The sequence below is a fragment of the Streptomyces pseudovenezuelae genome (genome assembly GCF_029892565.1).
In the GTDB taxonomy this organism is placed as follows: Bacteria; Actinomycetota; Actinomycetes; order Streptomycetales; family Streptomycetaceae; genus Streptomyces; species Streptomyces pseudovenezuelae_A.
Window position 1 is genome coordinate 50,993 of sequence record NZ_JARXVH010000023.1, and the last position, 11,929, is coordinate 62,921.

The window sequence follows — 11,929 nt, forward strand, 5'->3', positions numbered from 1 at the left end:
CGAGTTCACGAGCTCGCCGCTGGACTGCGCACGTCGGGCTTCGGCTTCCGCTAACCCACCGTCGGCAGGCAGGATCAGGGCATGAGGATTTTGGTGTTGGGCGGAACCTGGTTCTTGGGCAAGGCCATCGCGGAGCAAGCGTTGGCGAGAGGCTGGGAGGTCGCCACCTTCAACCGGGGGCGCTCAGGCCAGGACGTGGCTGGGGTGCAACCGGTGCATGGGGACCGAACGGTCCACGCGGACCTGGTGCGCCTTGCCCAGGACGGCACTTGGGACGCTGTGATCGACACTTCCAGTTCTGAGCTCGCACCGCGCGATGTGCTGCTGGCGACCACCACCCTTCGCGATCAGGTCGGGCGGTGGGTCCACATCTCTACCGTCTCCGTGTACGAAGGATGGCCCCACCAGGCTCTGACCGACGGCTCCCCGTTGCTGGAGTGCCCGCCTGACGCCGACGCGACGTACGGGTACACAGGCGAGGACGGCAGCCCGACCCTTTACGGATTCCAGAAGGCGGGTGGCGAGCGTGCGGTCACCGCGGCCTTCGGGGACTCGGCAGCCTTCCTGCGGCCCGGGGTAATTCTGGGACCCGGTGAGTACGTAGGACGACTCCCGTGGTGGCTGGAGCGAGCCAAGCGCGGCGGGCGCTTCATCGCGCCGGCTCCGGCCAAGCAGCGTATCCAGCCCGTCGACGTCCGCGACGTCGCTCAGTTCGCGCTGGACCAGGCCGCGAGCACGACCAGCGGCGGATACAACGTCACCCACCCCGTCGGAACGAGCTTCGAGGAGTTCCTCAGCGGATGCCTGGCCGCGACCGACAGCACAGGTACGCCGGTCTGGGTGGAGCCGGAGGTCCTCAAGGAGCACGGCGTGGCGCAGTGGACCGAACTTCCGCTCTGGCGTACCCATGCCGGGGTGTGGGCAGTTGACTCCAGCCGAGCTGTCGACGCCGGACTGAGCTGTCGTCCGATCGCCGAGACCATCCGCGACACGTGGCGATGGTGGGCGGCTGACGGGCGTCCCGTAGACCACCCGCGGTGGGCGGAACACGGGATCGCCCCGGAAAAGGAGGCGAAGATCCTCGCCTCGCTGTGATCAGGACTCGATCGCGAGCAGGGGCACCGGAGGACCGAGCCTGTACGGCGGTGAGACACGGTTGAACTCTTCGATCTGTTCCCGCAGTTGCCGGGGCAGCGGCGACCCGTGATAGATCGGTCGGGCCAAGTGCCGGCCGATACGGGCTGTCCGCAGGACGATGCCTGTGTTGCGCCGTTCGGCAGGCACCTCCCAGACGGGTGTCAGCGCTTCAGCCGCTCCGTCGACATCATCTGCGAGGAGACGGGCCTGGGCGATGTCCGCTGCCGCGCCTGCCCGAACGTGCGCGGACTGATCCCCGTGCGCCTTCTGCTCGACGAGGGACAGCGCCCGGCGCGCAGAGGCCTCGGCCTGGATCGGATCACCGACCAACAGAGCGGTAGTGCTGTTGGACATCGCCAGGCGCTCATCGGAGAAGCCGAATTCTCCGCCTACGACATCGTGCAGGTCGTCGTGTCGGTCCCGGTTGCCTTCCTCGGACAACTGCATGGCGTGCTGGGCAGAGGACACATCGCCAAGGTGGGCGTACGAGCGCGCTTGGATGGCGTGCAGACGCCGCTGGGCGATGTGGCCAAGACCTCCGTACGACAACGCACGGCTCGCCTTTGCGACCGCTTCCGTCGTGTTGCCAGTGTGGTAGGCGATGTACGCCAGCGTGCCGTCGGCGAATGCGCGCAGCGGAACGAACCGTGAGCTCTCGCCGTACAAAGCAGCGGTGCGGGCGAAGCTGCGGGCACTCTTGAAGTAGCCGAGGTCGAAGGCGGCGACCGACAGCAGCGCGGCTGTCTGACCGTTGAGAATGATCAACTCCTGTTGCTGGACGGGGATCTGTGTCCTGTCGCGGTGGCGTTCAATCTCTGAGTGAAGGCTGTCGGCTGCCTCATACGCCATGACCGCCGGCAGTCGGTGGTAGCTCTGCGCGAGCGTCACCACCTGGTCTCGCAGTTCGTCGATTGTGGTGTCGGAGATGGACGCCGCAGCGGTTGCGTCAGCGCCGTCATGTGCTTTACGTGCGGTCATTCGAACTCGCTCTTCCAGGTCGAACGCGGGTGCCTGGGGATCGATTTCCGGTGGTGATCCGAACAGCTGCTCCGCCGTGTATCCCGGCCACATGGCTTCGAGGATCTGGCACGTCGCAGAGCCGGGCAGGTGCACGAGTTTGCCACCTGTCCAGCGACGGAACTGTGTCTCGCCACAGGTGGGGTTGCTGGGGTCTGGCCCGAAGAGGCGATTACCGATGTCGGTGAACTTTTTCTCGAACTGACGGTAGGAAAGCCTGTCCCGATCACACAGCAACTTCAGCAATGTCCTCGGTACGTCTCCCATTCCGCCCCCAGTCTTCCGGCGCCGGTAGTCCTGCTGGGCGCCCTCGGATCGATCCCTTCTCATGCAGGGGAAGCCGCAACCCCGCGCCAAGGCAACAGTCCTCGCATAGACGCCACTTCAAAGCTACCCCGGCGCCGCGTTCGCCCCTCCCGAGCACTCCAGAGGACACCTCTCAGGTCATGGCGAGGCCACGCTAGGTGAGAGGAACCTGATCGCCAACCCCGCCGAGGGTGTTCGACCAGGCACAGAACGTGCAATCAGGAGTTCCCCGTGAAGCCAGAGACGCAGCGCACCGCGGTCCTCCCCGTGAAGACGTTGAAGGAGGCGTGGATAACAACTCCCGCAAAGCGTTGCCGCGTTGAGCGAGTAGCGCGATGCGCATCGTCCGTAGCTCCCGGACGGAAGGAGGGCTCGGCATGACCCCGACCGCCACTCTCGCGCCGAGACGCGGCACCGCAGCCGACTGGGAGGTTGAGAGCACTGAGGCCATCGGCGCCGGCGGCACCCTCACCATTCCGCCGGCTCGCCGCACTGAGGGTTCAGGCCCGCACTGGCGAGTCTGCCCCGGGGACAGCGACTGGATCACCGGCTCGAGTGCACTCCAGGCTGCGCTTGAAGACTGTTTGTCAGCCGTCGGTGGATTGGAGCGGTCGGCATGACCAACACCACGCTGACCATGCCCCCGGACACCCGACTGTCACACGCCCGCATGTCGCCGCTGTTGTGTATCAGCAAGGCCCGGATCCTGCTGCGCGCAGAGCCCGCCGAGACGGACGCCCTCCGCGGGGCCATCGCGTCGCGGACGGCCCGCTCGGTGCGCACGCTGTGCGGGCACTACGACCGGCTGGTGCCGCGATGACCAGTACCTCGCCCACGAACATCGTGTACGACCCGGCGGGCCCTTCTCGCAGCGGCGCCGCCCTGGTCACTCACCAGCTCGACGAGCTCCGGCTTGGTCAGCATTGGGTGCAGACCGGCGAGCAGGACGGTTTACGGATCGTCGACCGGCGGATCCCGCCCAGGCACGGCTGGTGCCGTGCCACCGGTCTCTATCGGGCTCTGTGGCCAGCCACAGCTGATCTGTGTGTCGAGGTCGACTGGCACGCAGACCAGAACGTCCCTGCGGCGGAGCAGGCCGAGCACTGGCGCACCCGGCTGGCCGCGGTCACCGCCGGACTGGAGTCCGCCGGCTACACGGTCCGCGCACCTGGTCCGCGCCGAACCCCGGGCGTCCACCGGTACCAGCCGCTGATCGTGTCCCGCCAGCGGCCCGGCGGTGCACCGCCGGCCGCCTGCCCCACCGACGGATGGGATCACCTTGCCGTGCACCCCACCTACAAGTGGCCCGAGCGGTCCCCTCGCGATCTCCTCGCGGCCACGCTGGAGCAAGTCCGCCTCACCAACTACACCGTCCGCTCCCTGGACACACATCTGTGGCCGCCGTACGTCACAGCCGCCATGGTCATCATGTGGAGGGGAGCCAGTACTGCCCCCGTGGCGGACTGGGACAGCGCCATAGCTCGCGTCCGCCGCTTCCTGCGCACTACCGGGTACGGCGTCATGGATCACGGCCTGCCCTGGGACCCCGCCTTCGACGACCTGCCGTACGTGATCGCCTACCTCCGTGAAGGCCTGCGGACGGGAGACAGGCCATGACCAGTACCACGAAGGCGCTCATGGCCCATGCCGACGGCTCGGGCTACAGAGCGGCCGGCTTGTGCGCGGCCAACCACCCCAGCAGCGCGATGTGCACCCAGAACTGATGGCGTGGTCGAGGCCAAGAACATGCAGGCCATCCTCCCCGCCTGAACCGCACCTGTACGCCTGAATCGACTCCGAGGACCTCATGCCTTCCCTCCGACCCGCTGCTCGTCCGGCCGACCACCGCCGCAGACGACGCCGTTCCCGGTTAGACCGCGCACGGATCGACACCTACTTCCTCGACGAGGTCGCCGGCGTCCTGTTCCCCCCGCTGGCCTGCCTCTCCGTTCTGGCGTGCACGACCGTCCTCACCGCGTGGGCCCTCGACTTCACTGTGGTGCCGATCGCCGTTGGCCTCGCGGGCAGCGTGCTCGTCGCGGTCATCGTGGGCAACGTCCGCGTGCGCGCTGTGGCGGTATCCCTGCGGCGCCACCGGAACACCGAGTTGCAGAGCGTCGAGGAAGCGGTGAAGGCCGCGGAGCAGAGCGTGGTCTGGACGGCGGACGGGCTGTGCCGGGGGGCACGTCCTCCGCTCCCGCCCCAGGCGGACTGGCCGGACGACGACCAACTCCACGGGCTGCTGGGGCGGGTCAGCAATCTGCAGTTGCAGAGCGCTCACTCGTTGCTGCGGGTGCACGACGAGTCGCAGGCCGCCGTCCTGGTGACGATGCAGCAGAAGCTGGCGCGGCGCCAGCATGTCCTGATCGGCGAGATGCTCGAACATCTGACGCGTCAGCAGCAGGGCACCGAGGATGCGGAACTGCTCGACGGGAGCTACAAGATCGACCATCTCGCGACGCGGTTGCGCCGCATGGTCGAGAGCGTCTCCGTCGTCCTGAACGGCGAGGCACTGCGCGAGACCCGGTCTCCCGTAGTGGTCTCCAGGCTGCTGCGCGGAGCGAAGTCGGAAGTCGTGAAGTACCCCCGCGTGAGGACCGTGGACGGCGACGTGGGCTCCGCGTTCGCCTTGCCTGCCCACGTCCACCCGGACGTCACGCACTTGCTGGCCGAGCTCATCGACAACGGCCTGGACAACTCCGACCCGGCCTCCAAGGTCATCGTGCGGGCGCAGAAGGTGGCCCACGGCCTGGCCTTCGAGGTCGAGGACCGGGCCCTGCTGCCCATGGACCCCGTCGAGCGGGACAAACTGAACGCGCTGTTGAAGAACCCGAGTCACGCAGACATCGCGGAGCGGGTCCGCAGGGGCAGTCTGGGCCTGGTCACAGCGGCCAAGATCGCTGAGAAGCACGGTCTTCGGGTCTGGCTGTCGATGAATGAGACGGGTGGCACGACCGCCAACGTGGTCGTGCCCAACCAGTACCTCGTGCCCACCGCGCCGGCCATCGCGAGCATCCCTGTACCGGCCGGTCCCGACCCGGCCCGTCAACTGGCACACGCGGGTGCTCCTGAGCAGCCGCAGGCCGGTCCCCCTGAAGCCGACCTTCTGCCGAAACGAACGCCTGGGCAGTTCTCAACGCCCCCCAGGCAGAAGCCCGCAGGCCCGCCCCCGGCCGCGAACCCCCAAGCGCCGGCCGACTGGCGCACCGGCTTCCAGGCCGGACTCCAGCCCCCACGCCCTACCCAGCCCTGAATCCCCCGGAGCCCATCGCCATGACCCACGACTCGACCGCTGTCTCCGTGCACTCCCCCAAGGTGGTTCAGGGGCAGGTGACACGCTTGCTGGACGAATTCGTCAAGGACACCGCCGGCGTCACCCACGCGCTGTTGGTAACCCGGGAAGGCTTGAAGCAAGCGTCCGTCTCCCACATGGAGGACGAGTGGGCGGACAAGGTGGCCGCAGCGTTCTCCGGGGTGGCATCGCTGGCACATGGGACCAAAGGGCCCACCGACAAGACGATGCCGGCGAGCCAGGTCATCATCGAACGGCCCGACACCCTCTTCCTCATGACCGAAGCCGGTACGGGAAGCGCCTTCAACGACACCGGTGAGACCGTGTCGACCATCCTGGTCGTGCTCGCCCGCCCGGACGCCAATCTGGGCGCCGTGGGCTACGCCGCCGGCCATCTGGTGCAGCGTTTCGCCCCGTTCATGACCACCCCGGTCCGCACGCGTGATGGTCAGGACGCCGGTGTCGAATGAATCCCCGCCCCGGTCCGGACCCGTTACCGGACGACACAGCCGGCATCGTGCGGCTGTACGCGCTCACCGACGGCCGCACCCGCCCACGTCACCAGCTCAGCATGGACACCGTCCTGGGGCCCGGTCCCCGCGCCCCGCAGGGCCTGTCCGAGGAGAGCGCGCGGATCACCGAGTTGTGCCAGGAGCGCACCCGGCCGCTGGTCGAGCTGGCCGGGATGCTCGGCCTGCACGTCACCGCGGTGAGGATCCTTGTCTCCGACCTGATCGACGCCAGCGCCCTGCGCCTGCCGGTGTCGGATACGCCCGGCGAGGACCGCGACGCACAGCTACTGCGCGCGGCGGTCGCCGGCCTCAAGCGGAACTGGGCACACGCCGTCGCGAAGGCCGGGTGAGGGCATGACACAGCCTGAGCGGACCGTCGAGCGGGAGAGGATCAAGCTGGTGATCGGCGGGGGGTTCGGGGTGGGCAAGACCACCGCGATCGGCGCCGTCAGCGACATCGATCCGCTCAAGACCGAGGAAGTCCTCACCACGCGCAGCGCGGCGACGGACAGCCTGCACGGCGTGGAGAACAAGACGCACACGACGGTTGCCTTCGATTTCGGCCGGGTGGGCTGGGACGGCCCCGACCCCGTCGAGCTCTACCTCTTCGGCGCCCCGGGCCAGCTCCGTTTTTGGAGCCTGTGGCACGACCTGTGCGACGGCGCGTCCGGCGCGGTGGTCCTCGCCGACACCCGAAGGATCGAGTCCAGCTTCCACGCGGCCGACTTCTTCGAACACAGAGGCCTGCCCTTCGTCATCGCCGTCAACACCTTCCCCGGCACCAAGCCGCGCACACCCGACGACATCCGCGACGCCTTCTCCGTGAAGGACACCGTGCCGCTGATGTTCTGCGACGCCCGCGACGGCGGCTCCGTGGCCTCGGTACTCGTCACCCTGTTCACCCACATCTTGAAGATCCGCTATCCCGACCTCACCCCCCTGGATGCTTGATGACTCCCTCTTACGCCCCGGCCACCACCACGCAACGCCAGATCGAGGTCTTCACGGACAGCCCGGCCACCGAAGTGAAGGAGATGGCCGCCCGGTTGTCCCGCTTCGCCGAGCTGGGCATCACCATGGAGGGCCAGGAGATCCTCGACGACATCGCCACCCGCATCGCCACCCAGACCGGCTTCGTGTGGGGCATGGTGAACGCCTTCAGCGACCAGCAAACCTTCCTGGGCCTGCACAACCCCCCGCCGGAGTCCGGCTATCCCATCGTCGGCCGCACCATGAGCCGCGCCCACGGCTACTGCCCCGAAGTCGTCGAGCGCCGCCTCGGTCTGCCGCTGCCGGATGTGACCGCATCCCCCCGCTTCCAGGGCAACGCCGTCGTCGACGCCATCGGCATCCAGTCCTACTTCGGCGCCCCGATCATCGACGCGGTGACCGGTCTGGTCCTGCTGACCGTCTGCGTCATCGACCCAGAACCACGCACGCTCGCCGACTGGCGGCACAAGCAGGAGATCGTCCGCGACGGCGGCCGCGAGGCCGCCAGCATCCTCAAGATCCCTGCCTTGCCCACCCCTTAACCCTCCGCCCCTTGTACGCGGTCTTTGCCGCAGCCGTCCTGTGAGCCCCTTTCAGGGAGAGGGACCGACCATGTCCACGCCCACCACCCCCGTCAGTCTCGACCGGTTCCTCACCCCCGCCCACAGGGCCCTGTGGGAGGCCGTCGACGACTTCGCCACCCAGGAGATCCGGCCCCGGGTGGAACGCATGGAGCGTGCCCCGCACCGCGTGGACCGGAAGATCGCCCGACTGCTGGCCACCCGCCGCTGGTTCGGCGTCACCGTGCCCGCGACCTTCGGCGGCATGAACGCCGGACACGTCGCCAAGACGATCCTCATCCACCGCCTCGCCCTCGTCTCCGGCGCGGCCGCCGCCCTCCTCCAGGCCAGCCTGATCCCCGTGGCCGCCCTGCTGCACTACGGCACCAAGGACCAGCACCACACGCTGCTGCCCGCGGTGGCCGACGCCAGTGTGCTGATGTCGATCGCCGTCACCGAGCCGGACCAGGGCGGACACATCGGCGGGATGACGACCGCGGCCGAGTGGGACGGACGGGCCTGGGTGCTGACCGGGGTCAAAGCACACGTCGGCAACAGCCACCTCGCGGACACCCACGTCGTTATCGCCCGCACCGCCCGCGCCGACACCCGGACCTCGAAGGCGCTGACCGCATTCCTCGTCAAGAGCGGCCAGCGGGGAGTCATCCTCGCCCCGCACGGACGCAAGCTGGGGCTGCGCGGATTCAGCTTCGGCCAGATCAGTTTCGACCGGGTGCGCGTCTCCCCGAACAACGTGCTCGGGGAGATCGGCCAGGGCTTCGACGTTGCCCAGTTCAGCAGCATCCTCTACGGCCGCGCCAACCTGACAGCGCTCTGCCTGGGGCTGCACGAGACCGCTGTCTCCCTGACCGCCCAGTACGTCAGCAAGCGGCCTCGCTACAAGGGCAAACTCGCCGACCTCAGCGTCATCCGAGACCGACTCGGCGAGATGTCCGCCCGGCTGCTCATGGCCAAGATCCTGGCCTATCACGCCGTCGACATGCTCGACCGCGGCCTGTCCTGCGACGACGAGCTCATCGCCGCTAAGACACTCGGCCATGAACTCGCCGCCCAGACCGGCAACGACGCCATGCACCTCCACGCCGCCAACGGCCTGGACGAGAACCACCCCATCCAGCGCGTCTGGCGCGACATGCAGACCACCTACGCACCCGCCGGCACCGGCGAGGTCCAGCGCCGACGCCTCGCGGAAAACCTCCTCGAGGAGGAGACCGGCACCGATCTCCGCACGCCGTGGTCTGTTCTTCACGCTGGCCGCGCTCAGCCTCCGATTCCCGACGAGGCGGTCAGTGTCTAAAAAGCTCCCGCGCACGGTCGATACCCGTGAATGCGCATGCCCGTGCGCGGGTCCGACACCTCCTGCCGCTGAGCGCACCCTCCCCCTCGGTGGCAGGAGGTTCAGCACCTCGTTCCCCCGGCCGGACGGTGGTCTGGGGAACGAGGCTCAACTCCCGGTCCATAAGGAGGCCGGGAGGGTCTGATCCCTGGTGGGTCCGGACCTGGTCCCGGTCTCCGTGGGGTGGTGCCCACGGGCCGGGACACCCTCCAACACCCGCACTACACGAGAGGTTTGTGATGGTCGGCGTTCTGACCACTGATCACGCTGCCTGGCACCGCTACATCGACGGCTCCTGCGGGCGCGCTGTGCGAGCCGGCTGCGGAATATGGGTCATGTCGCACGACTGCCAACGCCTGCGCATCGACTGCGTGGAGGGCCCCGAGGATGTCAAACCGTCCTTCGTCGTCACCGATCCCGCCGACCTGCCGGCCGCCGTCCCGGCCGCGCTGCGTGAGCCGCTGACCGAGCTCGGTGTCTCGCAGCGGCTGGCCAATCCGTGGCTGTGGGACGCCATCACCACCGCCATCCTGCGTCAGGGAGTACACCCGGACCGGGGCCGCCGTCTCTACCGCACCTGGTGCAGCGCCTACGGCACCATCGTGGAAGGTCCGTTCGGCCCATTGACCCTGGCTCCCGACCACACCCGGGTGCTCGACATACAAATGAACACCTTCGCCGTGGCCGGCACGCGATTCCACTACAACGCGCTGACGACCGCGGCCGCGCAGTACGAACTGCACCACAAGGAGTGGCAGCACCTGAATGCCGCAGCCCTTGCCGCCGCGCTGACGAACCTGCCCCACCTCGAACCGTGGACCGCCCGGGTGGCCGCCGCCGACTTCACCGGCGACTTCAGCATCTACCCCCACGACGACCTCGCCGTGCGCAGCCGAGCCGCAGACATCGTGGCTACCCCTGGCCCGACAGGAAAGAGAACGCCTTCGGCCCGCTGTGGACCGGCTGGTGCGGTGACGACAGGACCAAACTGCACACCCTCACCCTCTCCACCCTCACCTGGCGAGAGCACGCCCGATGACATCCAGGACCTCAACGTCGCATGCCGCTGACCGCAGGCTTCGCCAGCACTCGAACACCAAGGAGGCAAACAGTGCAGACCTCGGCTCACGGTGAGCCGGTCGTGAGGACGCAGAGCGCCCGCCGATAGCCTCCCGGCCCACCGGCACGCTCGTACCGGCTTCCCCCAACCACTTACGACCGAAGGAATATCAATGACCGACACGACCGTCGAGCCCGGCGAGGCGACTCGCCTGCGGAACAAGGTGGTGGACGAGCTGTGCGCGGACGGCACGATCGTTTCCCCGGCGATCGAAGCGGCGATGCGCAAGGTGCCCCGCCACGAGTTCACCCTCGACGCGCCGCTGGATCAGGCGTACAACACGTACGCGGCCGTGATCACCAAGACGGACGAGCACGGGGTGCAGCTCAGTTCCGTCTCCGCCCCGCAGATCCAGGCCATGATGCTGGAGCAGGCGCGGCTTCTGCCCGGGATGAGGGTGCTGGAGATCGGTTCGGGTGGGCTGAATGCGGCCTATCTCGCCGAAGTCGTCGGCGAGGCCGGTGAAGTCGTCACCGTGGACATCGACCCTGTCGTCACCGAACGCGCCAGTCGGCTCCTGGTCGAGCACGGCTACGACAGGGTGCGGGTGGTCACCGCAGATGCGGCCGAGCTCATTGCGGATCTCGGTGAGGTCGATGTGGTTCTGGTGACCGTGGGAGCCTGGGACATCCCCCCGGCCTGGATCTCGCAACTCAAGCTGGGGGGTCGGCTCGTGGTGCCGCTGCGGATGCGAGGCCTGACACGGTCGGTCGCCTTCACCCAGGTGAAGGGCGAGCATGGCGGCTATCTGGAGAGCGAATCGGCGCGGATCTGCGGCTTCGTTCCCATGCAGGGCTCGACCGCCCACCGGGAAGAGCTTCTGCTGGTCAACGGCACCCCGGAGATCGGGCTGCGGTTCGATGACGGCTTGCCGGCCGACCCGCACCGGCTGGACAACGCCGTCACGCATCCGCGCCGCGAGCTGTGGACCGGCGTCACCGTGGGTCTCCAGGAACTCCTCGACACCCTCCAGATGACGATGGCGATCAGCCTGCCGGGCTTTTGCACGATGGCCGTCGACGAAGATCTGGACACGGGTCTGGTCGCCCCGACGAACAAGCGGTTCGCCCTCGCGGTCGTCGAGGACGACACCTTCGGCTACCTCGTCACTCGCCGTACTGACGACGACAAGCACGTCGAGTACGGCGTGCACGCTCTGGGCCCGAATGCGGAGCAGCTCGTCCACAAGGTCGCCGACGTGCTGCGCGACTGGGAAGGCAACCGGCGCGGCGGCCCCAGCCCGGTCATCCGGGCCTATCCGGCGAGTACCCCCGGCGATCTGATCCATGGCGACCGGGTCATCGGCAAGGTGCACAGCCGGATCTCGCTCTCCTGGCCCTCGGCCTGAGCCGAGAGCCAGGTCGTCCCGCACCAACCCCCATTGGAAGGAAGAGCACCCTCATGACGAGCGCCACTGTGACCCCGCCGCCCCGACTGGTGCAGCCGGCGGACCTGGACGACGACTTCGCACCCCTGGACGTGAGGGTCGTCATCGCCGAGCACTCATACGGCAAGCTCATGTGCTCCACGGGCGACGGCTGCGGCACCACCTGTGCGACCGGTTCCTCCGCCTGCAACTCCTTCGTGGAGGACCCGGCCTGATCTAAGCCCCCTATCGCTGGTGGGTTGGGCGAAGCT

13 protein-coding genes are annotated in these 11,929 nt (G+C 68.1%); 12 read left to right on the plus strand and 1 reads right to left on the minus strand.

Going from position 1 to position 11,929, the window contains the following annotated elements:
- The first annotated feature begins 81 nt into the window (after nt 1-81).
- The gene (locus M2283_RS43965; RefSeq protein ID WP_280882201.1) at nt 82-1,095 is read left to right on the plus strand and encodes an NAD-dependent epimerase/dehydratase family protein; all 1,014 of its coding nucleotides are present in this window, start codon (nt 82-84) and stop codon (nt 1,093-1,095) included.
- On the opposite strand, the gene M2283_RS43970 is transcribed toward M2283_RS43965, so the two are convergent.
- On the minus strand, nt 1,096-2,421 hold the full coding sequence (locus M2283_RS43970; RefSeq protein WP_280882202.1) for a DNA-binding protein: 1,326 nt from the start codon (nt 2,419-2,421) through the stop codon (nt 1,096-1,098).
- A gap of 655 nt (nt 2,422-3,076) precedes the next feature.
- Here M2283_RS43970 and M2283_RS43975 point away from each other — a divergent pair.
- From M2283_RS43975 to M2283_RS44025, 11 genes are all read left to right on the plus strand, one after another.
- Complete coding sequence (locus M2283_RS43975; RefSeq protein WP_280882203.1) at nt 3,077-3,280, plus strand: hypothetical protein; 204 nt, start codon at nt 3,077-3,079, stop codon at nt 3,278-3,280.
- The gene (locus M2283_RS43980; RefSeq protein ID WP_280882204.1) at nt 3,277-4,077 is read left to right on the plus strand and encodes a hypothetical protein; all 801 of its coding nucleotides are present in this window, start codon (nt 3,277-3,279) and stop codon (nt 4,075-4,077) included. The genes M2283_RS43975 and M2283_RS43980 overlap by 4 nt, the downstream gene beginning before the upstream one ends.
- A 190-nt stretch (nt 4,078-4,267) precedes the next feature.
- Nucleotides 4,268-5,713, plus strand: coding sequence for a sensor histidine kinase (locus M2283_RS43985; RefSeq protein WP_280882205.1), 1,446 nt, complete (start codon nt 4,268-4,270; stop codon nt 5,711-5,713).
- A gap of 20 nt (nt 5,714-5,733) precedes the next feature.
- Nucleotides 5,734-6,222 carry a roadblock/LC7 domain-containing protein gene (locus tag M2283_RS43990; protein ID WP_280882206.1) on the plus strand — a complete coding sequence of 163 codons (489 nt, stop codon included), beginning with the start codon at nt 5,734-5,736 and terminating at the stop codon, nt 6,220-6,222.
- The gene (locus tag M2283_RS43995) at nt 6,219-6,614 is read left to right on the plus strand and encodes a DUF742 domain-containing protein (protein ID WP_280882207.1); all 396 of its coding nucleotides are present in this window, start codon (nt 6,219-6,221) and stop codon (nt 6,612-6,614) included. The genes M2283_RS43990 and M2283_RS43995 overlap by 4 nt, the downstream gene beginning before the upstream one ends.
- Nucleotides 6,615-6,618: 4 nt before the next feature.
- Entirely contained in the window at nt 6,619-7,215 is a 597-nt protein-coding gene (locus M2283_RS44000) for a GTP-binding protein (protein ID WP_280882208.1), read from the plus strand.
- Entirely contained in the window at nt 7,215-7,796 is a 582-nt protein-coding gene (locus M2283_RS44005) for a GAF domain-containing protein (RefSeq protein WP_348538968.1), read from the plus strand. Before M2283_RS44000 ends, M2283_RS44005 begins: the two co-directional genes overlap by 1 nt.
- Nucleotides 7,797-7,866: 70 nt before the next feature.
- Nucleotides 7,867-9,132 carry an acyl-CoA dehydrogenase family protein gene (locus M2283_RS44010; protein WP_280882209.1) on the plus strand — a complete coding sequence of 422 codons (1,266 nt, stop codon included), beginning with the start codon at nt 7,867-7,869 and terminating at the stop codon, nt 9,130-9,132.
- A gap of 374 nt (nt 9,133-9,506) precedes the next feature.
- The gene (locus M2283_RS44015) at nt 9,507-10,241 is read left to right on the plus strand and encodes a hypothetical protein (RefSeq protein ID WP_280882210.1); all 735 of its coding nucleotides are present in this window, start codon (nt 9,507-9,509) and stop codon (nt 10,239-10,241) included.
- A 162-nt stretch (nt 10,242-10,403) separates the two neighbouring features.
- The gene (gene fxlM, locus M2283_RS44020) at nt 10,404-11,639 is read left to right on the plus strand and encodes a methyltransferase, FxLD system (RefSeq protein ID WP_280882211.1); all 1,236 of its coding nucleotides are present in this window, start codon (nt 10,404-10,406) and stop codon (nt 11,637-11,639) included.
- A 53-nt stretch (nt 11,640-11,692) separates the two neighbouring features.
- Nucleotides 11,693-11,893, plus strand: a complete 201-nt coding sequence (locus M2283_RS44025) for an FxLD family lanthipeptide (protein ID WP_280882212.1) — start codon at nt 11,693-11,695, stop codon at nt 11,891-11,893.
- The last annotated feature ends 36 nt before the right edge of the window (nt 11,894-11,929 follow it).